This is a genomic window from Pseudomonas sp. 3296, assembly GCF_031456615.1.
GTDB lineage: Bacteria > Pseudomonadota > Gammaproteobacteria > Pseudomonadales > Pseudomonadaceae > Aquipseudomonas > Aquipseudomonas mucoides.
On the sequence record NZ_JAVDUY010000010.1, the window covers coordinates 58952 to 83146 of the forward strand.

25 protein-coding genes are annotated in these 24195 nt (G+C 62.0%); 16 read left to right on the top strand and 9 right to left on the bottom strand.

Features of this window, described 5'->3' with window-relative positions; genetic code table 11:
- Nucleotides 1-165: 165 nt before the first annotated feature.
- Nucleotides 166-2274: a mechanosensitive ion channel family protein gene (locus J2X66_RS25985; protein ID WP_405046809.1), complete on the top strand. Its 2109-nt coding sequence runs from the start codon at nucleotides 166-168 to the stop codon at nucleotides 2272-2274.
- A gap of 27 nt (nucleotides 2275-2301) precedes the next feature.
- On the opposite strand, the gene J2X66_RS25990 is transcribed toward J2X66_RS25985, so the two are convergent.
- Nucleotides 2302-6618, bottom strand: coding sequence for a DEAD/DEAH box helicase (locus J2X66_RS25990; protein WP_310270374.1), 4317 nt, complete (start codon nucleotides 6616-6618; stop codon nucleotides 2302-2304).
- Between the two features lie 234 nt (nucleotides 6619-6852).
- Here J2X66_RS25990 and J2X66_RS25995 point away from each other — a divergent pair, with 234 nt between their 5' ends.
- Both J2X66_RS25995 and J2X66_RS26000 read left to right on the top strand, forming a co-directional pair.
- Entirely contained in the window at nucleotides 6853-7737 is an 885-nt protein-coding gene (locus J2X66_RS25995) for a sugar nucleotide-binding protein (RefSeq protein ID WP_310270375.1), read from the top strand.
- Nucleotides 7730-8659 (top strand): NAD-dependent epimerase/dehydratase family protein, encoded by a 930-nt coding sequence (locus J2X66_RS26000; protein WP_310270376.1) that lies wholly within the window; start codon nucleotides 7730-7732, stop codon nucleotides 8657-8659. The genes J2X66_RS25995 and J2X66_RS26000 overlap by 8 nt, the downstream gene beginning before the upstream one ends.
- A gap of 54 nt (nucleotides 8660-8713) precedes the next feature.
- Here the strand turns inward: J2X66_RS26000 and J2X66_RS26005 are convergent, their stop codons facing one another.
- From J2X66_RS26005 to J2X66_RS26025, 5 genes are all read right to left on the bottom strand, one after another.
- The gene (locus J2X66_RS26005) at nucleotides 8714-9415 is read right to left on the bottom strand and encodes an OmpW family protein (protein WP_027924351.1); all 702 of its coding nucleotides are present in this window, start codon (nucleotides 9413-9415) and stop codon (nucleotides 8714-8716) included.
- Nucleotides 9416-9636: 221 nt separating this feature from the next.
- Entirely contained in the window at nucleotides 9637-10155 is a 519-nt protein-coding gene (locus tag J2X66_RS26010) for a DUF3299 domain-containing protein (RefSeq protein WP_027924350.1), read from the bottom strand.
- An 11-nt stretch (nucleotides 10156-10166) separates the two neighbouring features.
- A complete protein-coding gene (locus J2X66_RS26015; protein ID WP_310270378.1) occupies nucleotides 10167-11432 on the bottom strand; it encodes an ABC transporter permease in 1266 nt (421 codons plus the stop codon).
- A 1-nt stretch (nucleotide 11433) separates the two neighbouring features.
- Nucleotides 11434-12144, bottom strand: coding sequence for an ABC transporter ATP-binding protein (locus tag J2X66_RS26020; protein ID WP_027924348.1), 711 nt, complete (start codon nucleotides 12142-12144; stop codon nucleotides 11434-11436).
- A 73-nt stretch (nucleotides 12145-12217) separates the two neighbouring features.
- Nucleotides 12218-12796, bottom strand: a complete 579-nt coding sequence (locus J2X66_RS26025; RefSeq protein ID WP_310270381.1) for a DUF2796 domain-containing protein — start codon at nucleotides 12794-12796, stop codon at nucleotides 12218-12220.
- Nucleotides 12797-12931: 135 nt separating this feature from the next.
- Here J2X66_RS26025 and J2X66_RS26030 point away from each other — a divergent pair, with 135 nt between their 5' ends.
- Nucleotides 12932-13279: a hypothetical protein gene (locus tag J2X66_RS26030; RefSeq protein WP_310270383.1), complete on the top strand. Its 348-nt coding sequence runs from the start codon at nucleotides 12932-12934 to the stop codon at nucleotides 13277-13279.
- On the opposite strand, the gene trxA is transcribed toward J2X66_RS26030, so the two are convergent.
- From trxA to J2X66_RS26045, 3 genes are read right to left on the bottom strand one after another with little or no spacing between them, the layout of a single operon-like run.
- Complete coding sequence (trxA, locus tag J2X66_RS26035) at nucleotides 13276-14148, bottom strand: thioredoxin (RefSeq protein ID WP_310270386.1); 873 nt, start codon at nucleotides 14146-14148, stop codon at nucleotides 13276-13278. The genes J2X66_RS26030 and trxA overlap by 4 nt on opposite strands.
- A 39-nt stretch (nucleotides 14149-14187) precedes the next feature.
- On the bottom strand, nucleotides 14188-14844 hold the full coding sequence (locus J2X66_RS26040; protein WP_310270388.1) for a 50S ribosomal protein L11 methyltransferase: 657 nt from the start codon (nucleotides 14842-14844) through the stop codon (nucleotides 14188-14190).
- Complete coding sequence (locus J2X66_RS26045; RefSeq protein WP_027924343.1) at nucleotides 14841-15305, bottom strand: YbaY family lipoprotein; 465 nt, start codon at nucleotides 15303-15305, stop codon at nucleotides 14841-14843. Before J2X66_RS26045 ends, J2X66_RS26040 begins: the two co-directional genes overlap by 4 nt.
- A 127-nt stretch (nucleotides 15306-15432) precedes the next feature.
- Between J2X66_RS26045 and nrdR the strand changes: the two genes are divergently transcribed.
- The 12 genes from nrdR to J2X66_RS26105 all read left to right on the top strand — a co-directional run bounded on the left by nrdR (nucleotide 15433) and on the right by J2X66_RS26105 (nucleotide 24149).
- On the top strand, nucleotides 15433-15897 hold the full coding sequence (gene nrdR / locus J2X66_RS26050) for a transcriptional regulator NrdR (protein WP_003228656.1): 465 nt from the start codon (nucleotides 15433-15435) through the stop codon (nucleotides 15895-15897).
- The gene (gene ribD / locus J2X66_RS26055) at nucleotides 15894-17027 is read left to right on the top strand and encodes a bifunctional diaminohydroxyphosphoribosylaminopyrimidine deaminase/5-amino-6-(5-phosphoribosylamino)uracil reductase RibD (RefSeq protein WP_310270392.1); all 1134 of its coding nucleotides are present in this window, start codon (nucleotides 15894-15896) and stop codon (nucleotides 17025-17027) included. The genes nrdR and ribD overlap by 4 nt, the downstream gene beginning before the upstream one ends.
- Nucleotides 17028-17074: 47 nt before the next feature.
- Nucleotides 17075-17740: a riboflavin synthase gene (locus J2X66_RS26060; protein WP_027924341.1), complete on the top strand. Its 666-nt coding sequence runs from the start codon at nucleotides 17075-17077 to the stop codon at nucleotides 17738-17740.
- A 16-nt stretch (nucleotides 17741-17756) separates the two neighbouring features.
- Nucleotides 17757-18848, top strand: a complete 1092-nt coding sequence (ribBA, locus tag J2X66_RS26065) for a bifunctional 3,4-dihydroxy-2-butanone-4-phosphate synthase/GTP cyclohydrolase II (RefSeq protein ID WP_310270398.1) — start codon at nucleotides 17757-17759, stop codon at nucleotides 18846-18848.
- A 91-nt stretch (nucleotides 18849-18939) separates the two neighbouring features.
- Nucleotides 18940-19416 (top strand): 6,7-dimethyl-8-ribityllumazine synthase, encoded by a 477-nt coding sequence (gene ribE / locus J2X66_RS26070; RefSeq protein ID WP_003185938.1) that lies wholly within the window; start codon nucleotides 18940-18942, stop codon nucleotides 19414-19416.
- The gene (gene nusB / locus J2X66_RS26075) at nucleotides 19413-19913 is read left to right on the top strand and encodes a transcription antitermination factor NusB (RefSeq protein WP_310270401.1); all 501 of its coding nucleotides are present in this window, start codon (nucleotides 19413-19415) and stop codon (nucleotides 19911-19913) included. Before ribE ends, nusB begins: the two co-directional genes overlap by 4 nt.
- Before the next feature lie 18 nt (nucleotides 19914-19931).
- The gene (gene thiL, locus J2X66_RS26080) at nucleotides 19932-20897 is read left to right on the top strand and encodes a thiamine-phosphate kinase (protein ID WP_310270403.1); all 966 of its coding nucleotides are present in this window, start codon (nucleotides 19932-19934) and stop codon (nucleotides 20895-20897) included.
- On the top strand, nucleotides 20894-21397 hold the full coding sequence (locus J2X66_RS26085) for a phosphatidylglycerophosphatase A (protein WP_123433385.1): 504 nt from the start codon (nucleotides 20894-20896) through the stop codon (nucleotides 21395-21397). Before thiL ends, J2X66_RS26085 begins: the two co-directional genes overlap by 4 nt.
- 21 nt (nucleotides 21398-21418) lie before the next feature.
- Complete coding sequence (locus J2X66_RS26090) at nucleotides 21419-22153, top strand: transporter substrate-binding domain-containing protein (RefSeq protein ID WP_310270407.1); 735 nt, start codon at nucleotides 21419-21421, stop codon at nucleotides 22151-22153.
- A 162-nt stretch (nucleotides 22154-22315) separates the two neighbouring features.
- Nucleotides 22316-22933 carry a GTP cyclohydrolase II gene (gene ribA, locus J2X66_RS26095; RefSeq protein ID WP_027924335.1) on the top strand — a complete coding sequence of 206 codons (618 nt, stop codon included), beginning with the start codon at nucleotides 22316-22318 and terminating at the stop codon, nucleotides 22931-22933.
- Nucleotides 22930-23349, top strand: a complete 420-nt coding sequence (locus J2X66_RS26100) for a hypothetical protein (protein WP_027924334.1) — start codon at nucleotides 22930-22932, stop codon at nucleotides 23347-23349. The genes ribA and J2X66_RS26100 overlap by 4 nt, the downstream gene beginning before the upstream one ends.
- The gene (locus J2X66_RS26105; RefSeq protein ID WP_310270409.1) at nucleotides 23349-24149 is read left to right on the top strand and encodes a cobalamin-binding protein; all 801 of its coding nucleotides are present in this window, start codon (nucleotides 23349-23351) and stop codon (nucleotides 24147-24149) included. The genes J2X66_RS26100 and J2X66_RS26105 overlap by 1 nt, the downstream gene beginning before the upstream one ends.
- Nucleotides 24150-24195: the final 46 nt, after the last annotated feature.

The following is a 24195-nucleotide window of genomic DNA, read 5'->3' on the forward strand; positions in this document are numbered from 1 at the left end:
AAATACCGGGATCGGCATTTGATAATTGACCGCCAGGCAAAGATCGAAGATTCGAGACCTTTCAGGCGTGTTGCCGATCTACGCTTGTAGGCGCGGCCGAAGGCTGCGATCTTTCGTTTCATTTCGACGATTCAAAAGGAGCACCGCGTTTTGCATCAGTTCAAGATGGCGATACTGCTGGCGCTAATTTTCATGACGGGCAGCCTCGGAGTGCACGCGGCAACGTTACCGGGCCTGCAGACGAACAGCACCGCTGCGACGCCACCGGCTCACCCGGAGCCGCTGGTCCAGGGCGGTTTGCTGGGGGCAATCAGTTCGAGCATCGATGAGGTCGAGAGCAAACTCGATCTCAACGAGGGCCTGGTCGACGCCTGGCGTCTGCGCGCCGACCGTGCGGCCGATGAAGTGGATCAGTTGGTCAATCGTCCCTCGGCGCGTTCCAGTTGGAGCGTGGCGGGGGATTTCCTGATTTTGTCCGGTGTATGGATGAGCGTCTTTGCGATGCTCTGGCTGCTCGGTGGAATGCTCGCCACGCGACTGAGCGAGCACCGCCTGCTGCTCACCCGTGAACGCGGCCAGGCCGTGCTCGGTTATGTGTTGCCGTTCAGCCTTCCGGCGCTGATCAGCCTGCCGTTGACGATTTTTGTCAGTCACTTCCTGCCCGTTTCAGCCGGCCGGGCGCTGGCGTTGTGTTTCGCCTATGCCACCAGCAGCGGTATTTTCGCGGCCTCGCTGGTGCTCACATTGGTGGTCCTGTTCAACACCGGACACAAGCGTCGGGCGGTGCAGATCCTTCGTCAGTACAGCCCTCGGCCGCTATTCGGAATCGGCTTTCTGGTGGCGATCAGCGATGCCTTGACCAGCCCGCAGATTGCCCATCAGTTGGGCAACAACCTCACCAGCAGCATCGCGGTGCTGACGGGGCTAGGGGCCTCGATTTCCTTTGGTCTGCTGGTGGTCAAGATGCGCCGACCGGTCGCGCACCTGATCCGCATTCTGCCGTTGGCCCAGCGCCTCAAACAGCCGGCATTGCGCGAGACGCTGTGGATCTTTTCCGGCCTGTGGTATTGGCCGATTCTGTTGATGGTGATGGTCTCGGTCATGAACCTGATCAGCATCAGCGATGACAATCAGCAGGTGCTGCGCAGCGCACTGTTCACGACCATATTGTTGATCGCCACGGTGTTCCTCAGCACGACGCTGCATCACCTGTTCAAGTCCCGCAGCGAGCAAGCGGTGCGCCGCAGCAATGCCTACAAAGAGCGTTTCCTGAGCCTTTCACACGCCTTGCTGCGGATCGGCATGGCGATTGTGTTCATCGATATTCTGGGGCGAATCTGGGGGGTGTCACTCCTGGAGTTCGCGATGAGCAATACGGTGGGACGCGCGATCAGTGATTCGCTGAGCCGCATCGGTCTGATTTTTCTGGTGACCTGGATGGTCTGGGTGGTGCTCGACACGGCGATTCAGGAGGCCTTGAAACCACCGGTCAACAAACGTTCCGCACGCCAGCCGAGTACGCGGGTGAAAACCATCCTGCCGCTGCTGCGCAATGCGATCAAAATCCTGCTGGTGGTGATCTGTGCGATCACCACAATGGCCAATCTCGGGATCAACGTCGCGCCATTCCTGGCGGGTGCCGGGGTGGTGGGGCTGGCCATCGGTTTCGGCTCCCAGCAACTGGTGCAGGACGTCATCACCGGGCTGTTCATCATCATCGAAGACACCTTGTCGATCGGTGATTGGGTGGTGCTCGATTCCGGGCATGCCGGCACGGTCGAAGGCCTGACCATCCGCACCTTGCGCCTGCGTGACGGCAAGGGTTTTGTGCACTCGGTGCCGTTCGGCCAGATCAAGGCAGTGACCAATCAATCCCGGCAATTTGCTTACGCGTTCTTCTCGGTGCAGTTCACCTACGACACCGACGTCGACAAGGCGATCGAGTTGATCCGTGAGGCCGGGCATTCGATCAGCGACGACCCGTTTCTCAAGTACAACCTGCAAGGGCCGCTCGACGTCTTCGGGGTCGACAAAATGGACCTCAATGGCGTGGTGCTGACGGCGCAGTTCCGTACCGTGTCGGGGGGGCAATATGCGGTGAGCCGGGCGTTTAACCAGCGATTGAAAAAGCTTGTGGATAACAGTCCTTGGGTGCACTTCGCGCAGACTTATCCACAGCAGGTATTTATGCCGCAGCGGCAGATGGATGGGGATGACGAATTGGCGCAGGAGCATTCGGCGGTGTTGCTGCCGGATCAGCCGCGAACCCAGTGATTTGTATTGAGGCCGGTGCAGGAACCCTCAATGCCGGATCAGCTTGCTATGCAACTCAGCTCTCGATACCTGATCCAGCTCCAGCCAAAAATGCAGCTTGCCGGCAATCTCCGCCGCCGCCGGCAACCCATCGCGGTACACCAACCGATTACTCGCCAACGCCGGCACCTTCGGTCCCGGTAACAGCGTCCCTGCCAGGTTCAGCGGATCGACCCCGCACACCGCAATCAAACTCCCGTCATGCGGTCGTCGACGTACTTCGCGCAACAGTGGAATGGCCTCGGGCAACGCAAATTGCTCGCCGGCCAAACCACTGACAAACCGACCGCCGCGTATCTCGCCCCGCGCCTCCAGCCGATGAAAGGTGCGCAGCAATTCGCGCCAGCTCGGCAGCCAATCCGCCTCTCGTTCCAGTAAACGCCAGAACACCACGCCGTAGCGTCGCAGCAACGTCATGGCGATGTGTTCCAGCGTTTCGACAGGTGTGGGCGCTGGACGCTGGTTAGCCACAACTGCCGCGACCGGCCCTCGGCGCAACAAGGCCCATCGTCCGGCATCGTCCATCCCGCCGATAAACGCCCCGCGCCCGCGTCGGCTGCTGCGATTCTGGCGTTTGCTGGCCGGGGTGATCAGCGCCCGCAACCCGGCGAAGCTGTCGGCATTCACCAGTCCGGCGCCGACCAGTTCCTGCAAGGCGATTTCCAGTTCCGCGCGAAGCAGATGAGCTTCGTGAATCAGCTCATCGAAAAACAGCGCGCCGTGTTGGCTGAGCGCTTCGTGAACTTTTTGCGTTTTGGGTGACAGTTCGCTGACCGGTGTCTGCTCGGTCAAGCTGCTCCACAACCGGACCTGACTGCGCGGCAGCAGCAGAATCGGCGTGCTGCGCAGCGCGGTGCTGGCGGCTTTGTTGTGTGCGCTCAGGCGTGTCCAGACCAGTTTTCCGCTGCGGCAAAGATCGTCCAGCCAACCTGGCGAATAGTCTTTGATCCGCGCTGGCAGGATGTCGCTATCCCAGGCCGATGCGGCGGCGGGGTAGCCTTCGAACTGACTGACGATCGCCGGCAAAACCGCGCTGCCCTGGCCCTGAGTCGCCGACGACAAGTGCTGCCAGTCGAACAGGAAACGCATGAAATCCTGCAGCGCCACTGGCTCGATTTCCCGGCGCAATCGCTTGACGGTGTAGCGGTGAATACGCGCCAGCAGATGCCGCTCGCACCATTGCTCATCACCCGCGCCGGGCGTGAACCGGCCGCGCAACACATAGCCTTCGCGTTCCAGTTGCGCCAAGGCTTGGGTGACGTGATTGGCCGCCAATCCAAGCGGGTCGGCAATCGCGCTGAGCGGCAATGGCCCGAATGCGCTGAGCCGTGCGCGGATCACTTCAACGATGGCTTCTTCGGGCGCCCAGGCTTCATTGAAACCGGGCAACGCTCGCAGTTCAGGCAACAAAATCGCCTGTGGATAAATCGCCTGCCAGCAAGTCAGTCGCTCCAGAGCCAGCCACAACGATTGCCTGGCGTTGATCTGCAAGCGGCTGGCGCGCCCGCTGTCGGCCAGGGCGTTCAGCCAATCGAGCCAGTGCGCATTGGCCTGCGCTTCTGTGTCGGTGATGCACGCAAGGCTCATCAACGCCTCGTGCATTTCATCGACGCCGGTGGGCGTCGGCCAGGCCTCATCGCGTACCGCTTGAATCGCTTCGGCATCCAGCGCGCCGAGGTCATCGGTCGACTCTGGGTCGGTCCAGCGCCGGTTGAGCACAGCTTGCGTGCGGCGCTCTTCCAACGGCGCATCGTCGAGAAAGGTGTAGGGCCGGGCGCTGAGGATTTCCGCCGCCAGTGGGGACGGCGCTGGCAAGTCGCGACTGATCAGCCGCACGTCGCCACGTTCCATGCGCCGCAACAGAGTCAGCCAGCCTTCGCTGTCCATCGCCTCGTGCAGGCAATCGTCGAGGGTCTGTTCCACCAGCGGATGGTCGGGAATTTCGCGCTCGCCGGCGAGGTTTTCCACGCAGGCAATCTGATCGGGGAAGACGCTGGCGATCAGGTCTTCGCTTTTCATCCGCTGAATCTGCGGCGGCACTTTGCGTCCGCCGCTGTAGCGCGGCAGGGCCAGGGCGACCCCGGTATTCCAGCGCCAACGCACGCCGAACAACGGCGCGTCGAGCACCGCTTGAATCAGGATGTGCTCGGCGCTGTTGCTGTGCAGGTAGCGCCAGACGTCGTCGAGTTCAAAACTGTGGCTGGTGGACAGCGAAAGCACGATCGCGTCTTCGCTGGCGGCGGCCTGCAATTCGAAGTTGAAGGTGCGGCAGAAACGCTTGCGCAGGGCCAGGCCCCAGGCGCGGTTGATGCGGCTGCCGAACGGGGTGTGAATGATCAATTGCGTACCGCCGGACTCGTCGAAAAACCGCTCCATCAGCAGTGTGTCTTGTGACGGCAGGGCGCCGAGCGTCAGGCGTGCACGAGCGAGGTAATCCACCAGTTGCTCGGCGCTGGCGAGGTTCAGGCCGAGGGTGTCGGTCAGCCAGTCGAGGGCCGGTTGCAGGTTGCCCGGTGTAGCGCCGAGCAGTTCGTCGAGGTGCGCTTGCAAACGGGCGACGGCAAATGACAGTTCCGCGCTGCGCCCCGGCGCTTCACCGAGCCAGAACGGAATGGTCGGCGGCTGGCCCTGAGCGTCTTCGACCCGGACCTTACCAGTGTCGACCCGCAGGATCCTGTAGGAGGTATTGCCCAGCTGGAACACGTCCCCGGCGATGCTTTCCACCGCGAAGTCTTCGTTGACGCTGCCGATGTTCAGGCCTTGAGGCTCCAGCAACACGCTGTAGTCGGCGTTGTCCGGAATGGTTCCGCCACTGGTCACGGCGGTCAGCTTGGCGCCCCGGCGACCGCGCAGGGTGCGGGTCACGGCGTCGCGGTGCAGGTAAGCGCTGCGGATGCCCTGACGACCGTTGTAGCCCTCGGCGAGCATGTGCAGTAGCGCCTGATAATGTTTTTCGTCGAGCCCGGCATATGGCGAAGCGTTGCGGAACGTCTCCAGCAGTGCCTGCTCCGACCATTCCTGGCAACTGACTTCGGCGATGATTTGCTGTGCGAGTACGTCCAGTGGCGCGGTAGGAATCTGCAGCGTGTCGAGTTCGCCGCGCCGCACGCAATCGAGCAGCGCGGCGCATTCGATCAGGTCGTCCCGGGTGGTGGCGAACAAGCGGCCCTTGGGCGTACCGCCGATCTGGTGTCCGGAGCGACCCACTCTTTGCAGAAACCCGGAAATCGAGCGCGGCGAGGCGATTTGGCACACCAGGTCGACGTCGCCGATGTCGATACCCAACTCCAGCGAAGCGGTGGCGATCAGCACTTGCAGGTCGCCGCGCTTGAGCCGCTGCTCGGCGTCCAGACGAAACTCTTTGGCCAGGCTGCCGTGGTGCGCGGCCACCGCGTCTTTGCCGAGGCGTTCGCTCAGGTGCCGGCTCAGACGCTCGGCGAGGCGCCGGGTATTGACGAAAATCAGCGTGGTCCGGTGTTCGCGGGCGAGGGCGGCGAGGCGGTCGTAGACCAGTTCCCACACGTCATTGGCCATGACCGCCGACAACGGCACGGGCGGTACTTCGATGTCCAGATCCCGTGGGCGGGCGTGGCCGATGTCGACGATGGCGCATGGACGGTCGCGGCCCACCAGAAAACGCGACACTGCTTCGATGGGTTTTTGCGTGGCGGACAGGCCGATGCGCACCAGCGGTTCTGCACACAGCGCCTGTAACCGTTCAAGGCTCAGGGCCAAATGGCTGCCGCGTTTGCTGGCGGCGATGGCGTGAATTTCATCGACGATCACGGTGCGCGTGGTGCCGAGCATCTGCCGGCCGGAATCGGAGCCGAGCAGCACGTAAAGGGATTCCGGGGTGGTCACCAGAATGTGCGGCGCGGTCTTGCGCATGGCCGAGCGGTCTTTCTGCGGGGTGTCGCCGGTGCGCACAGCGGTGTTGATCTGCAGTTCGGGCAAGCCCATCGCCCGTAATTGCGCGGTGATTCCAGCCAGCGGGTTTTGCAGGTTGATCTGGATGTCGTTGGACAAGGCCTTGAGCGGCGAGACATAGACCACCAGGGTTTTGTCTGGCAGCCCGACGTCGGTTTCCAGGCCGCGGTGAACCAGGTCGTCGATGACGGCGAGGAAGGCGGTAAGGGTTTTACCGGAGCCGGTGGGCGCGGCGATCAGGGTCGAGCGGCGCTGACGAATTAACGGCCACGCCCGGGCCTGGGCGGCGGTGACCGTCGGGAAGGTGCTGCTGAACCAGGCGCTGACGGCGGGGTGGAAGCCTGCCAGGGCGCTGTCCGTGGGGATTGGCAGATTCATGAAGTGATTTATGCGGGTGGGCTGGGCAAGTTGCAAGTACCGCTCGGGATTTGCGTTGAGCCCTCTGGCCTCATCGCGAGCATGGACAGCGCAGATTCAGGATCACTACACTTTACGGATGACGGTTGCGCACTAAACCCGCAAAATGCAACGATTCCGGCAACTATCAACGGCATTGCCCGCGGGCCGTGTCGATAAAGCCATCGTTCCAATCAGACTGGGCCTGCTGACTCTATGCGAATGCGCCTTATGTTACTGGGCGGCGGAAATGCCCTTGGGCAGGCGCTGATTCGCCTCGGTGCGGAGGAAGACATCGGTTTCCTCGCCCCCCGCCCCCCACAAGACGGCTGGGATGCCGCGAGCCTGACGCAACTGCTCGACGACACCCGCCCGGACGCGCTGATCAACCTCGCCTACTACTTCGACTGGTTTCAGGCGGAGACGGTCAGCGAAGGGCGTCTGGCCGGGCAGGAGCGCGCGGTCGAGCGTCTGGCCGAACTGTGCCAGCATCACAACATCGTGCTGCTGCAACCTTCGAGCTATCGAGTGTTCGATGGCTCCCGCGCCACCGCCTACAGCGAAAAAGACGAACCGGTGCCGCTGGGGCTACGCGGTCAGGCGCTGTGGCGCATCGAACAAAGCGTTCGCGCAACCTGCCCGCAGCACGTCTTGCTGCGTTTCGGCTGGCTGCTCGATGACAGCCCTGACGGCACGCTCGGGCGTTTCCTTGCGCGGGCCGAAACCCCCGACGAACTGCTGCTGGCCGATGACCGCCGGGGTAACCCGACCCCGGTCGACGACGCGGCCCGGGTGATCATTTCGGTGCTCAAGCAACTCGATTGTGCAGCGCCGCTGTGGGGCACCTATCATTACGCCGGGCATGAGGCGACCACGCCGCTGGCACTGGGGCAGGCCATCCTGACCGAAGCACGCAGTCTGCATCCGCTGGCCATCGAAGCACCGACCGCCCAGGCGCACGCCGCGCGTCCGGATGCCGCCGAAGAGCCGCAGCACGCAGTGCTGGCCTGCAAGAAAATTTTGCACACGTTCGGGATCAAGCCTCGCGCCTGGCGCGCCGCGCTCCCGGGCTTACTGGACAGGTTTTATCGCCATGGCTGACGGACCCGTTTTAATCACCGGCGGCGCCGGTTTCATCGGCTCGCACCTGACCGATGCCTTGCTCGCCAAGGGCCATTCGGTGCGGATTCTCGATGACCTGTCCACTGGCAAACGCAGCAACCTGCCACTGGATAACCCCCACCTTGAATTGATCGTCGGCGACGTCGCCGATGCTGCGCTGGTGGCTCAGGCGATGCTCGGATGCAGCGCGGTGGCGCACCTGGCCGCAGTGGCGTCGGTACAGGCTTCGGTGGATGATCCGGTGAAGACGCATCAGAGCAACTTCATCAGTTCGCTGAATGTCTGCGAAGCCATGCGCCAGGCTGGCGTCAAGCGCGTGCTGTTTGCATCCAGCGCGGCGGTGTACGGCAACAATGGCGAAGGTGAGTCGATCGATGAAGACACCGCCAAAGCGCCGTTGACGCCGTACGCGTCGGACAAACTGGCGAGCGAGTACTACTTCGATTTCTACCGGCGCCAGCATGCACTGGAACCGGTGATCTTCCGCTTCTTCAACATCTTCGGCCCCCGGCAGGACCCGTCCTCGCCATATTCCGGGGTGATCAGCATTTTCAGTGAGCGGGCACACAAAGGCCTGCCGATCACCGTGTTCGGCGATGGCGAACAAACGCGCGACTTCGTCTACGTCGAGGATCTGGTGGACCTGCTGGTGCAAGCCGTCGAAAAACCACAGGTTGAAGTCGGCGCGGTGAATGTCGGCTGGAACCAGGCGACCAGCCTCAAGCAAATGCTCCAGGCGCTGGAAGCGGTGGTGGGCGAGTTGCCGCCGATCAGCTATGCCCCGGCGCGTTCTGGCGACATCCGCCATTCCCGGGCGAACAACCAGCGTTTGCTGCAGCGCTTCAGCTTTTGCGGGCAGACACCGATGAGTGTTGGTTTGGCACGGCTGCTGGGACGCTGAGTTTTTTACAGCCACAAAAAAGGCGCCGGTTGAGGCGCCTTTTTTTATGGGGGCTTAGAACTTGTAACCCAGGCCAACCATGTAAACGAATGGGTCTACGTCAACATTGACCTTGGCACGTGTGCCAGGCGCCAGCGAGTCGTTTTCGACGGTCGCGCGGGTGTCGATGTCGATGTAGCGCATTTGGGCGTTGAGCAGGATGTTGTCGGTGATCATGTAGTCAGCACCGACCTGAAACGCCAGGCCCCATGAGTTTTCAGCCTCGAAATTGCTGAAGCCCTTGGCCTGGGCTTCGCTGCCGACGTGTTCGTCATAGATCACGGTGTAGTTGATACCGGCGCCGAGGTACGGCTGGAAATCGGACTTCGAGTCGAGCGGGTAGTACACAACGCTCAAGGTCGGCGGCAGGTGTTTCAGGGTGCCGAGTTTACCGTTGGCCGCGGAACCCAAAGAAGTGCCTTTGAGTTTCACCTCATGCTCGAACGGGGTAGCCGCCAGCAGCTCGATACCCCAGTGGGCGTCAATCATGTACGCGAAGTTCAGGCCCAGCTGCGTGTCGCTGTCCATGGTGGCTTTGCCACCCAGGTTGGTACCGGCCAGCGGGCCTTGGTCGACCTTGACGCTGGAGCTGTCGGCTTTCGGGTTGACAGTGATGGCACCGGCACGAATGAGGATGTCGCCAGCCTCGAAGGCATGGGCGAGCGGGGCTGTGAGCGCTAAGGCAAACAGCGAAGCGCTGAGCAAGGACTTGTGCATGGAGGGCTCCAAAGGACGTTAAAAATTTTCGATGTCCAATGGTACAAAGCGCTCTGATACGGTCTTTTGATTCAGCTCAATGAAACGGTGATGGGTTGGTTTTTGTGTTGGCTCTGAGGGCTCCTTCGCGAGCAGGCTCACTCCTACAGGATTTAGGTGATCCCTGTAGGAGTGAGCCTGATCGCGATAACTATCTGTCAGATCACACATGACCACCGGATTCACTCCGGCAGTTCATACACATAAATTTTGTCCGCCTCCATCTGATACCCGGCATCCGCCAGCTCGCTGGTGGACGCCTTGACCTGCATCGCCCCCTCGATCCAGTACGGCTGATACAGCTCATCCAGCTTCACGCCGACTTCGCTTTTCACATGCACGATCTGGTTCGACGGCGGTGGCGGCACGTGGATGCAGGCGCCGAAATACGGCACTAACAGAAAATCCGTGGTCCGCCCGTCTTCACTGACTTCCAGCGGCACGATGTAGCCCGGCAGGCGAATGTTCTGGCCATCCAGGCTCTTCACCACCGGCGCATTCGGCATGTCCTGCTTGGCGGCGGGTGCCGACTCGGCCGCCAGGGTGCTGCTCATCTGCGACAAGTCGTGCAGCGGCGTCATATTCGGCACTTCCGGCGCGGCGTCCGGCGGGATCATTTCTGACCAGGTCAGGTCTTTCGGCTCGGCCGCCCACAGGGGCAAGGCGACCAGCATTAGCAGCGCTAGTACGGCGCGGGGCATGTTCAACGTCCTCATAGTCGGATCGACAGGCCATCGGCCAACGATTGGCGATACGCGCGCCAGGCCGGCACGCTGCCCATCAGCAAAGCGGCGATCAGGATGCCACCGAGCAGCTTCCATTCATACTCGCTCGGCCACGCCAGCGGCAGGTACAAGCCGTAATTGGCTTGCACGTAGCCCTGGGCGGCGGCGATACACACATACAGCAACGCCACGCCGGCAATCACTCCGGCCAACGCCAACGCAAATGCCTCCAGCACCAGCAACGTTGCGATGTGCCACGGTCGGGCCCCCACCGAACGCAGAATCGCCATCTCCCGCCGACGTTCATTCAGGCTGGTGAGAATCGCCGTGAGCATGCCGATCAACCCGGTCAGTACCACGAACAGCGAGACCACGAACAAGGCTTTTTCCGCCGTGCTCATCAGGCTCCACAACTCTTGCAGTGCCACGCCGGGGAGGATCGCCAGCATCGGCTCACCGCGGAATTCGTTGATCTCGCGTTGCACCGCGAAGGTCGAAATCTTGCTGTTGAGACCGAGCATGAACGCCGTGATCGCTTGCGGCGTGAGGTCCATGTTGCGCGCCTGATCGGCACTGATCCGGCCTTCGCCTCGGGCCGGCACGCCGTTGTGCCAGTCGATGTGAATCGCCTCCATGCCGCCGAGGCTGATGTGCAACGTGCGGTCCACCGGGGTGCCGGTGCGCTTGAGGATGCCGACCACGGTGAACGGTTTGTCGTCGTGCTTGACCAGGCTGATCACCGCCACGCCGTGGGACAGCACCAGTTTGTCGCCGAGTTTGTAGTGCTGCGCGTCGGCGACTTCGGCACCGAGTACCACTTCGAAAGGATCGGTGGCGAAGGCGCGGCCGTCGGCCAGTTCCAGGTGTTGCTGATGGCCGTACTGGTAATGCTCGAAGTAGGCCTCGGTGGTGCCCATCACGCGGTAACCGCGATGGGAGTCGCCGAGGGACATCGGGATTGCCCACTTCACTTTCGGGTTGTTGGCGAAGTGTTCGAAGCTGTCCCAGCGGATGTTGTTGGTGGCGTTGCCAATCCGGAACACCGAGTACAGCAACAGGTTCACCGACCCCGAACGCGCGCCGACGATCAGGTCGGTGCCGCTGATGGTGCTGGCGAAACTGGCTTTGGCTTCGGTGCGCACGCGCTCAACCGCCAACAGCAGGCACACCGACAGGGCGATGGCGAACGCGGTGAGAATCGCGGTGAAGCGCCGGTTAGCCAGACTGGCCATGGCTAGACGAAACAAATACATCTCAGACCTCGGACGGGGTGGCGGCGCGATTGAGTTCGGCCAGCGACAGGTTGCGATCGAACAGCGGCGCCAGGCTCTGGTCATGGCTGACAAACAACAGGCTCGACCCGGCTTCACGGCATTCGGCGAACAACAGGCGAATGAAGTTTTCCCGAGCGTCGTAGTCCAGCGCCGACGTTGGTTCATCGGCGATGACCAGTTCTGGCTGACCAATCAGCGCTCGTGCAGCGGCCACGCGTTGTTGTTGACCGATGGACAGCGAGTCGGCGCGGCGGCTGAGGATGCTTTCGTCCTTCAAACCCAAATGGGCGAGGAGGGTGGCCGCGGCCTGATCGACGCTGCCGTGGCGCTGCTTCGCCCGTTCGGCGCGTAATTTGGAGAAGTGGCAGGGTAGTTCGACGTTCTCGCGCACCGACAGGAACGGCAGCAAATTGAATTGCTGGAAGATGTAGCCGGTGTGGTCGACGCGGAAACGGTCGCGGGCACCGGCGCCAAGTTCGGTCAGTTCCTGGCCGAGCAGGCGAATGCTGCCGCGATCAGGTTTCTGCACGCCACCGAGCAGGCCGAGCAGGGTGGTTTTGCCACTGCCGCTGGGGCCTTTGAGGAACAGGGTTTCGCCGGGCTCCAGGCGAAACGCCGGGATGTCCAGCAACGGCGGGTGACCTGGCCAGCTGAAGCCCAGGTCGGACAGTTCGATGAGTGCTTGGGTCATGTGAAACCGGTCAGATTGGTGGTGAACCCTGTGGGAGCGAGCAAGCCCGCTCCCACATTAGATTTCAGTGAGCTCAGAACTTGAGGGCCGCCGCCTTCGCGGTCACTTCAACGCCTTGCTGCCCGCTCGGGCCGATCAGTTGTACCTGAATTTTCCGGGTGGCCGGGAACGTGTTGAAAATAGTCGCCAGGTCCAGGGTTTTCAGGGCGCCGGGCGCTGCACAGGTGAATTGATAGTGTGCGTGGATTTCGCTGTGATCGTGGTGATGTTCGTCCTTGGCATCTTCAGCGTGATCATCGTCGGCGTCCGGCTTGTCACCGAACAGCGGGCTCTCCAGTTCCTGCATGGCGACCACACAGCCAGCGGCTTTCGGCAGATTAAACAACGCCAGCGGTTTTTCCAGCTGGGCGCGGACGGTGACGACCTTGGCTTTGTCGGCATCCGTGGTGGCGGCGTGTTCGAAACCCACCAGGTTCATCGCCGGGCTTTCCAGTTCCAGCTCCAGGGTCTGGCCGTCCAGCGCTGCGTTCAAGCGGCCGACGCCATGTTCGTGGGCGCCGAGGCTGCCGTGCTCATGATCATGTTCATCGGCGGCGTGGGCGACGGCCAACGGCAACAAGGCAAACGGCAAAGCGAGCAGCAGACGGCGCATGGCGGGTCTCCGAAAAGTAAAATGAATAATTTGTTATGTAATCTTATAACGTAAGTGCGAAGAGTTTGACCGCCTGCTTGGCGTTGCACAAGTCCCATGGGAGCATGCCGGTCAGAAATGTGCAGGAGCGGACCTATGTTGCGAATTCGCGGGAGCATCGGCGACTGGCCGGTGGATTTGACGCTGGAGATGGATGACGGTGACTGGGCGAAGCTCGGCGCGCAGTTGCAGGTGAGCAAGCCCGAGGCCAGTGTCGCCCCGGCCAAACCGGTGACTCAGGATGAAGCGTTGTGGCAGATCGCCAAGGACCTGCTGCGCAAGGCCGGGCAATTGAGCGGGCCGGATTTGCTCGATCAGCTGGAAGGGCTGACCGGCAGCGCGGTGTCGGGCAAGCGCCTGTTGGTGCGCTTGCGCCATAGCGCCGATGTGAAAGTGTCGAGCGGCGGGGATACGCCGCTCTACAGCTGGATCGAACCGGCTTAGTACAGCGCAGCGAACAGCTTGCGGCGGTACGTGGTCACCAGCGGATGGTCATTGCCCAGCAGTTCGAACACCTGCAGCAGGGTTTTGTGCGGCAACCCTTCGCTGTAGCTGCGATTGCGGATGAACAGTTTGAGCAACGCATCCAGCGCCGCGTCGTATTGCTGGCGAGCCAGTTGCTGAATCGCCAGTTGATACACCGCTTCATCGTCCTGCGGGTCTTTCGCCAGGCGCGCTTTCAGGTCTGCCGCATCCGGCAAATCCTTGGCCTGACCGAGAAACTGGATCTGCGCCTTGGCACCGGCCAGCGCCGCTTTGTGTTCATCGCTCTTGACCGCGTCGAGCACGGTTTGCGCTTCAGCCAATTCACCGCGCTCGGTGAGGCAGCGGGCGTAGAGGATCAGTGCCTTGGCGTTGGTGTTGTCTTCGCCCAACAGCACTGTGAGCACCGCTTCGGCGTCGGCGAAACGGCTTTCGTCAAACAACGCCTGGGCCTGTTCGAACGGGTCGGTCGCTGCGGGTGGCGGCATCTGAACGTGGGGCTCAAGCATCGCCCGCACGGCGGATTCCGGTTGCGCACCGGCAAAGCCGTCGACCGGTTGACCGTCCTTGAACAGCACCACGGTGGGCAGGCTGCGAATGCCGAAACGGGCGACGATGTCTTGTTCCAGGTCGCAGTTGACCTTGGCCAGCAGCAATTCGCCCTGATAGCTTTCGGCAATGGTCTGCAGCAATGGCATCAGCACTTTGCAGGGCGCACACCATTCGGCCCAGAAATCCACCAGCACCGGCTTGTGGAAAGAGTTCTCGATCACCGACTGGTCGAAATCAGCAGTCGTGGCGTCGAAGATGTACGGCGTTTCCTGACTCATGGGGGATCTCGTAAAAGCGTGAATGGGGCAACTATAAGGCTAGGCACGCCGCGCATGGTAGAGGCTCACATGCCGAAACTCTTCAGGTTCAGCCAGATCCGGCAGGGTCATCGCTTCCAGCATTTCAATGCGCTGATACAACGGGTGACGAAAATCCCGGACCCGCGAATCCGCCACCAGTGCCTCCTTGCCACGGGTCAAAAACTCATCGAGCAATGGCAGGTTCGCGCGGTCGTAGAGCACGTCGGCGACCAGGATCAGGTCAAACCGGTCGGCCTCGGCGAAAAAGTCGGTCGAGTAGGTGAGCTGTACGTCATTGAGTTCGGCATTCGCCCGGCACGCGGCAATCGCCAGCGGGTCGAGGTCACAGGCCACCACTTCCAGCGCGCCGGCCTTCACGGCGGCAATCCCCGCCACCCCCGAACCGGCACCGAAATCCAGGACTCTCTTGCCTTTGACCCACTCCGGGAATTCGGCCAGATAACGCGCCACCGCCAGACCACTGGCCCAGCAGAAACTCCAGTAGGGCGGTTCATGCAGGATCCGTCGGGTTTCTTCGGGGCTGAACGCGCGGTCCATGTTGTCGCCGTCGATCAGCCAGAGTTTCAGGTCGGTCTCGGGCAATGCGACAGGCACGAGCTGCGCATCACCGAGCAGCTCACCCAAGGCCTGTTGCAGGTCGAACGGTGCAATCATGGCGCTTTGACGAATTGCAGCTGACCCAAGGCCTGCGTGGTCGGCTGGGAAATGAACTGCGACGGCAGATGCAGAATCAGCTGGCCGGACTGGCTGGCGCGGCCGCGCAGTTCAACGCGGGCACCGACCGGGAATGAATCCGGGTTGAAGCGCAGGTGAAACGGCAGCGCTTGATTGGTGCCGATCAAGGTGGAACTGGCAAGCAATTGCTGTGGGCGATCCTTTTCATCGATCACCAGCAGCGCCAATTCGACTTCGGCGCCGGCCGGCACGCCTTGCAAGGTGCCGCTCAATTCACGCTGGTACGCGGGCAGCGGCCCAAGATTGGCCGACTCCTGGGCTTTTTTCTGCGCTGCCTGCGGGGCGGGCCCTGGCGTCGGTGGCTGGGGCTTGGGCGCATCGCTGCTGCAGGCCACCAGCAGGCTGAAAAGACTGAGCAAAACGAGCGGTCTTAAGGACATTTACGGCTCCAGCAAGGTGAAATCCATGGATCAAGCTCTATAGGCGTCTGTATACCGTAAACCCTATGGCTTGTCTTGCCACCGGGATGCGCTACCATGGCCCTCCCTTTTTTTGTTGCCTGCCACCATGCACTGTCCCTTCTGCGGTGCCAACGACACCAAGGTCATCGACTCGCGTCTGGTCGCCGAGGGCGAACAGGTGCGCCGCCGGCGTGAATGCCTGGCCTGCGGCGAGCGTTTCACGACGTTCGAGACCGCCGAACTGGTGTTGCCGCGCCTGATCAAAACCGACGGCAGCCGTCAGCCCTTCGACGAAGAAAAACTGCGTGCCGGCATGCAGCGAGCGCTGGAGAAGCGCCCGGTGAGTGTCGAGCGCCTCGAATCGTCGCTGGTACACATCAAACACAAACTGCGCGCCACCGGCGAGCGCGAGGTCAAATCCCTCGTGGTCGGTGAACTGGTGATGGCCGAGCTGCAGAAGCTCGACGAAGTCGCCTATATCCGCTTCGCTTCGGTGTATCGCCGCTTCCAGGACCTCAACGAGTTCCGCGAAGAGATCGATCGCCTGGCCCGTGAGCCGGTGAAAGAATGAATATGCCCGCCGAACACGCCATCCTCGACGCTCATTACATGGCCCGCGCGCTGGAACTGGCGCGCAAGGGTCATTACACGACGCACCCCAACCCTCGGGTGGGCTGCGTGATTGTGCGGGACGGGCAGATTGTCGGCGAAGGCTGGCACGTGCGCGCCGGCGAGCCGCATGCTGAAGTCCATGCCCTGCGCGCCGCTGGCGACAAGGCCCGTGGCGCCACGGCCTACGTGACGCTGGAACCGTGCAGCCACCACGGCCGCACGCCGCCCTGCGCCGATGCACTGGTGAATGCCGGGGTCGCCCGGGTGGTCGCGGCGATGCAGGACCCGAACCCGGAAGTCGCGGGTCGCGGTCTGCAACGCCTGGCCCAGGCCGGAATTGCCACCGAAAGCGGCGTGCTGGAAGGCGAGGCGCGCAAGCTCAATCAGGGCTTCCTCAAACGCATGGAACACGGCTTGCCGTTCGTGCGCGTCAAGTTGGCCATGAGCCTGGACGGTCGCACCGCGATGGAAAGCGGCGAAAGCCAATGGATCACCGGCCCGGCCGCGCGTTCGGCGGTGCAACGCCTGCGCGCCCAAGCCAGCGTCGTGCTGACCGGCGCCGACACGGTGCTGGCGGACAACGCCCGGTTGACTGTGCGCGCTGACGAATTAGGCCTGGATGCGGAGCAAACCGCTTTGGCCATGAGCCGTCCGCCGCTGCGCGTGTTGGTCGACGGTCGCCTGCGGGTGCCGCTGAATGCGCCGTTTTTCAAGGCTGGCCCGGCGTTGGTCGCCACTTGCGTGGCGGTAGAGGAGCAGTACGCCAATGGCCCGGAATGCCTGATCGTGCCCGGCGTCGACGGTCAGGTTGATCTGCGCCAACTGCTGGTCGCGCTCGCCGCCCGTGACGTCAACGAGGTGCTGGTCGAAGCCGGGCCGCGTCTGGCCGGTGCTTTCGCGCAGCAAGGCCTGGTGGATGAATTCCAGATTTTCATCGCCGGCAAGTTCCTCGGTTCTTCGGCGCGGCCGCTGCTCGACTGGCCGCTCGCGCAAATGAAGGATGCTCCCGAACTTAAAATCACCGAAATTCGCGCGGTTGGCGATGACTGGCGGGTCACTGCCATTCCTTCGCCAGTAGCGAGGGTATAATTCCCGGCCATCGCTACAGCGCTGGCTTTGTTCTCGAGGAGAACCTCATGTTTACCGGCATCATCGAATCCATCGGCAGTATTCGTGCATTGACCCCAAAGGGCGGTGATGTGCGGGTCCACGTAGAAACCGGCAAGCTCGACCTGAGCGACGTCAAGCTGGGCGACAGCATCGCGGTCAACGGCGTGTGCCTGACCGCGGTAGAACTGCCGGGCAACGGCTTTGCCGCCGACGTCAGCCGCGAAACCCTCGACTGTACCGCCATGAACGACCTCAAGAGCGGCAGTCCGGTGAACCTGGAAAAAGCCCTGACCCCGACCACTCGCCTCGGCGGGCATCTGGTCAGCGGTCATGTCGATGGCGTGGGCGAAGTGGTTGCCCGTACCGAAAACGCGCGTGCCGTGGAATTCCGCATCCGCGCGCCGAAAGAACTGGCCAAGTACATCGCCCATAAAGGCTCGATTACTGTCGACGGCACCAGCCTGACCGTGAACGCGGTCGATGGCGCCGAGTTCATGCTGACGATCATTCCGCACACCCTGAGCGAAACCATCATGGCGTCGTACCAGCCAGGTCGCCGGGTAAACCTGGAAGTCGACTTGCTGGCGCGTTATCTGGAGCGTCTGTTGCTGGGTGACAAGGCCGCAGAGTCGACTGCCGGCAGCACCATTACCGAAAGCTTTCTGGCCGCCAACGGCTACCTCAAATCCTGACTCAAGGGGGTGCCTTGTGGCGCTCAATAGCATCGAAGAACTGGTTGAAGACATCCGCCAAGGCAAGATGGTCATCCTCATGGATGACGAAGACCGCGAGAACGAAGGCGACCTGATCATGGCCGCCGAGTGCTGCAAGCCCGAGCACATCAACTTCATGGCCAAGCACGCCCGTGGCCTGATCTGCATGCCGATGAGCCGCGAGCGCTGCGAACTGCTGAAGCTGCCATTGATGGCGCCACGCAACGGTTCCGGCTTCGGCACCAAGTTTACCGTGTCGATCGAAGCGGCTGAAGGCGTGACCACCGGCATCTCCGCCGCCGACCGCGCACGCACCGTGCAAGCGGCCGCAGCCAAAGACGCCAAGGCTGAAGACATCGTCAGCCCCGGCCACATCTTCCCGCTGATGGCCCAGGCCGGTGGCACCCTGGCCCGCGCTGGCCACACTGAAGCCGCTTGCGACCTGGCGCGCATGGCCGGTTTCGAGCCGAGCGGTGTGATCTGCGAAGTGATGAACGACGACGGCACCATGTCCCGCCGCACCGAGCTGGAAGCTTTCGCCGCTGAACACGACATCAAGATCGGCACCATCGCCGACCTGATCCACTACCGAATGATCCACGAACGTACCGTTCAGCGGATTGCCGAGCAGCCGCTGGACAGCGAACTGGGCCAATTCAACCTGGTGACCTATCGTGATTCCGTGGAAGGCGACGTGCACATGGCCCTGACCCTGGGCAATGTGTGTGCCGAAGAACCGACCCTGGTTCGCGTGCACAACATGGACCCACTGCGCGACCTGCTGATGGTCAAGCAACCAGGCCGCTGGAGCCTGCGCGCCGCCATGGCTGCGGTTGCCGAGGCTGGCAGCGGTGTGGTGCTGTTGCTCGGTCACCCGCTCGATGGCGATGTGTTGCTGGCGCACATTCGCGAAACCGCCGATCAGGCGGCCGTGAAAAAGCCGACCACCTACAGCATCGTCGGTGCCGGTTCGCAGATCCTCCGGGACCTGGGCGTGCGCAAAATGCGCCTGATGAGTGCGCCAATGAAATTTAATGCGATATCCGGTTTCGATCTGGAAGTTGTAGAATACGTGCCCTCCGAATAATGACCGGTTGTTTCCGGTCCTTGATTCGCGGCTAACAAATCACTGAGGGACGCGTAGAAAGCGCGTCCCGGCTCTTTAAGAGATCTAACGAATGACCCTGAAGACCATCGAAGGTACCTTCATCGCCCCTAAAGGCCGCTACGCTTTGGTAGTGGGCCGTTTCAACAGCTTCGTCGTTGAAAGTCTGGTCAGCGGTGCAGTGGATGCCCTGGTTCGCCACGGCGTAAGCGAAAGCGACATCACCATCATCCGCGCACCTGGCGCCTTCGAAATTCCGCTGGTTGCGCAGAAAGTCGCTCAGAAAGGCGAATACGCGGCAATCATCGCCCTGGGCGCGGTCATTCGTGGCGGCACTCCGCACTTCGAATACGTGGCAGGCGAATGCACCAAGGGCCTGGCCCAGGTGTCCATGGAGTTCGGCGTTCCAGTCGCATTTGGCGTGCTGACCGTTGACTCCATCGAGCAAGCCATCGAACGTTCCGGCACCAAGGCCGGTAACAAAGGTGCCGAAGCTGCCCTGTCCGCTCTGGAAATGGTCAGCCTGCTGGCGCAGTTGGAGGCCAAGTGATTAGCGACGATAGCGATCGTTTCAACCCGCGCGATCCAAAGCCTGCGGATGCCGGCAAGCCATCGAAAAGCGTCAAGCGTCGCGAAGCCCGTCAGCTCGCGACCCAAGCGCTGTACCAATGGCACATGGCCAAGCAGTCTTTGAACGAGATCGAAGCGCAGTTCCGGGTCGATAACGATTTCAGTGATGTCGACGGTGCCTACTTCCGCGAAATCCTTCACGGGGTTCCGGCTCAGAAGGACAAGATCGATGCAGCCCTGACGCCTTGCCTGGACATCACCATCGAAGAACTGGACCCGGTTGAACTGGCCGTTCTGCGCCTGTCCACCTGGGAATTGCTCGAGCGTGTCGACGTGCCTTACCGCGTTGTGATCAACGAAGGTATCGAGCTGGCGAAAGTCTTCGGTTCCACCGACGGCCACAAGTTCGTCAACGGTGTACTCGACAAGCTGGCCCCACGTCTGCGTGAAGCTGAAGTGAAGGCGTTCAAGCGCTGATTTGCGCTTGATATCGCGATGGGCGAGTTTGAGCTGATCCGCAATTTTTTCGCCGCCGCGCCCTGTGCGCAAGGCGGCGAAGGCGTTGCCCTCGGGATCGGCGATGACTGCGCCTTGCTGGCTGTTCCCCCCGGGGAGCAGTTGGCCATTTCCACCGACACCCTGGTGGCCGGTGTGCATTTCGCAGACCCCTGCGACCCGTTTCTGCTCGGTCAGCGCTCGCTGGCTGTGGCCGTCAGTGACCTGGCTGCCATGGGCGCCACCCCCATTGCCTTTACCCTTGCCCTGACCTTGCCGACGGTGACCGCCGATTGGCTGGAGGCGTACTCCCGTGGTTTGAACCTCATGGCGCAACGCTGCGGCGTGGCGCTGGTGGGCGGCGATACCACCCGAGGGCCGCTGAGCCTGACCATGACCGTGTTCGGTCGTGTGCCGGCCGCTCAGGCGCTGACCCGTAGCGGCGCCCAGCCCGGCGATTTGTTGTGCGTGGGTGGCGAGTTGGGCAATGCGGCCGGGGCATTGCCTCTGGTGTTGGGTCAGCGAACGGCTGACGCCGCCGTTGCCGAGCCGCTGCTGGCGCATTACTGGTCACCGCAGCCGCAACTGGCGCTGGGTCAGGCTCTGCGTAGTAAGGCCACCTCGGCGCTGGACATCTCCGACGGCCTGCTCGCCGACTGCGGTCACATCGCGCAGGCGTCGAAGGTCGGCATTCAGCTTGAGCGGAGTAAGCTGCCCGTGTCGGCTGCGTTAGTGGCCTTTCTCGGTCAATCAGCTGCCGAAACCGCAGCCCTCAGCGGCGGCGATGATTATGTGCTCGCCTTCACCCTACCGTCCGTCGAGTTGCCGGCATTGCTGGCAGAAGGCTGGCCTATCCATGTGGTCGGGTGTGTCGTGACGGGGCAGGGCGTAGCGCTGCTGGATGCCGATGGACAAGACATCACCCCGCAAACCCGGGGTTATCAACATTTTCGGGAGACACCGTGACAGATCATCCCAAACAGGTCCCGGCGGAGTTCGTACCGCCTTCGGTCTGGCGCAATCCCTGGCATTTCCTGGCGTTCGGCTTCGGCTCGGGAACCCTTCCGAAGGCACCGGGCACCTGGGGTTCGTTAGTTGCGCTACCCTTTATCCCGTTGTGGCAAATGATGCCCGATTGGGCCTACTGGCTGATGCTGGGCATCACCATGCTGTTCGGCTTCTGGCTGTGCGGCAAGGTGGCCGACGATTTGCGCGTGCATGACCACGAGGGCATCGTCTGGGATGAAATGGTCGGGATGTGGATCACCCTGTGGCTGGTGCCGGAAGGTTGGTACTGGTTGCTGGCGGGTTTCCTGATGTTCCGCTTCTTTGACATTCTCAAGCCGTGGCCGATTCGCTGGATCGACCGGCATGTCCATGGCGGCGTCGGGATCATGCTCGACGACGTGCTGGCCGGTGTATTTGCGTGGTTGGCGATGCAAGGGCTGGTAAGGATTTTCGCCTGACGGGCGAAGCAGAGGACTGGGATGGTTCGGTGCTGGTTGGCGGTGGTTTTTGCAATGGTTTGCTCGCTCGCCCAGGCGGGGGATGCCGCGCCGACGCCGTCCGTGATTCATCTGGCCAGCGAAGAATGGGAAAACTATACCGCTGCTGACGGGCATGGCCTGGGCTGGGACGTGATGCGGGCTATCTTCGAGCCGGCCGGGGTCAAACTCGACTTCCGTACTGAGCCGTACACCCGCGCCGTGGGCCTGGCCCAGCGCGGTGAAGTGGATGCCTGTGTCGGTTCTTATCGTGACGAGGCCAGCGATGTGCTTTATCCACGCTGGAATTACGACACCGATCACATCTATGCCTTGGGCCTGGCGAGTAATCCGGCACCGAACCCGCAGACACTCGGCAACTATCGTCTGGCCTGGGTTCGCGGTTACGAATACCAGAAATACCTGCCCAATGTGCAGCGTTACAACGAAGTCGTACGACGCACTGGCATTTTGTCGATGCTGATGCACAACCGCGCCGACTTTTACATCGACGCGCTGACCGAGATTGATTACATCGTCAAACGGGCCAAGGATCCTGCCCAGTTCCGTCGCACACCTATCGCTGAATTACCGCTGTACCTGTGCTTCGCCAATACGCCCACGGCCCGAACGTTGATGGCGTTGTTCGACCAGCGCATGGACCTGTTGGTAAAAAACGGCACACTGAAACCGATCTTCGAACGCTGGAAACAGCCTTACCCGTTCGACGCGAACTGAACGCGGACCCTGCTACAGAGCCTGCACACATCGGGCGTCAGAGGGCTGAGATCTAACATTTTGATCGTTATGCCCCATAATTCAGCCTAAGCGTCTGTAGGAACCTGCTGTTACAATGCCGCGTCTGCGAATCTCCAGTACTTATTGATCAGGAGCACACCGGTGCCTGTCGTTTTCGTCGCCGCTTCCAAGCTGCCAACGCCTTTTGCGCAATTCACCATGCACGGCTTTCTCGATGAAGAAAACGGGCGCGAGCACGTTGTGCTGAGTCTGGGTGAGTTCGCCGACGGTGCCCCGGTACTCGGCCGGTTGCACTCCGAATGCCTGACGGGCGATGCCTTGTTCAGCCAGCGTTGCGACTGCGGCTCGCAACTTGAAGCCGCGTTGCAGGCCATCGCCCGTGAAGGCCGCGGCGTGTTGCTGTATTTGCGTCAGGAAGGCCGTGGCATTGGCCTGCTGAACAAAATCCGGGCGTATGAGTTGCAGGACGGCGGCGCGGATACCGTTGAAGCCAACGAGCGTCTGGGCTTTGCTGCCGACCAGCGCGACTACGCCATGTGCCTGCCGATGCTTGAGCACCTGGGCGTGAAATCCCTGCGTCTGATGACCAACAACCCGCGCAAGGTCAAAGCCTTGACCGACATGGGCATCGTGGTCGCCGAGCGCGTGCCGCTGCACACCGGTCACAACCCGCACAACAAACTCTACCTGGCGACCAAGGCCAGCAAGCTCGACCACATGATGGGCAACGAGCATCAGGGCGAGGCGGATCGGGCGTGACCCGCGGTCAGGTTCGGCGACGGTTGTCGTTCAGTTGGTGGCAATATCTGGCGCTGGCGTTGTTGCCGCTGTTCGTGATCAATGGCGTGTTCGGTCAGGGCGAGGCGATCCTGCCGGTGCTGGCGATGCCGCTGTTCATCGCGGGTGTGGCGTCGATGTTTGTCAGCCTGAAGTTTTTCGGTGGCTACAAGCACGCCCTGATCGCTACGCAAAAAGCCCTCGATACGCCTGAAGAACCCGCTGCCTGGATCGTCCTGGCCGCCAAGCGACGTACCGCGTTCCTGGCAGCTGCATTGCCGGCCTGGATTGGCGCACTGGCGGTGTTCGTCGGCCTCGAAGCCGTGCCGTTGGTGCTGCTGGCACTGTCGACCACGGTGCTGTTCTACCTCTACCGTATTCCGCGTCAACTCGGCTGATGCGTCGGGCCTGGCTGGCGGTTTTGCTGTTGGCCGCCAGCGGCTCGGCGGCTGCCGTCGAACGGGTCGTCAGCCTGGCGCCATCTCTTTCTGAAATCGTGGTTGAACTGGGTTCAGCCGACCTGCTGGTTGGCGTGCTGGATGCCGGTGAGCGTCCTGCCGAGCTCAAAGACCTTCCTTCCGTTGGTCGCTACGGTCAGTTGGACATGGAGCGTTTGCTCAGTCTCAAACCCGATTTGCTGCTGCTCTGGCCGGGCAGTGTTGGCCCCGCCCAGCGTGAGCAGCTCAAGCGCCTGGACATTCCCACCTACGTCGCCGAACCCCACACCCTCGACCAACTCGCTGCACAAATCGAAGCCATCGCCACGCAACTCGGCCGGCCAGAGCGGGGCGTGACGTTGGCGACCGACCTGCGACAAAAACTGGATAACCTGCGCCAGCGTTATCGACGGGACGAGCCGTTGCGGGTGTTTTATCAGGTCTGGGATCGGCCGCTGTACACCGTGGGGGGTGGCCAGATCATCAGTGATGCGCTGGAAGTGTGTGGGGCGCGCAATGTGTTTGCCGATCAGACATTGCCGGCGCCGCAGGTCAGTGTCGAGGCGGTGTTGCAGCGCAATCCCGAGGTGATTCTGGCCAGTGATCAGGCCCAGCTCGACGCGTGGAAGGCGTGGCCGCAGGTGGCGGCGGTGACGCGGGGGCAATTGCTGCTGGTGTCGGACAAGGGACTGGAGCGGCCGAGTGGGCAGATGGTCGAGGCCACAGCCAAGCTTTGCCAGCTTATCGCACCAGACCGCTGAGACCGAGGCGCGGCCATCATGGGCAAGCCTTGACACCACTGACTTC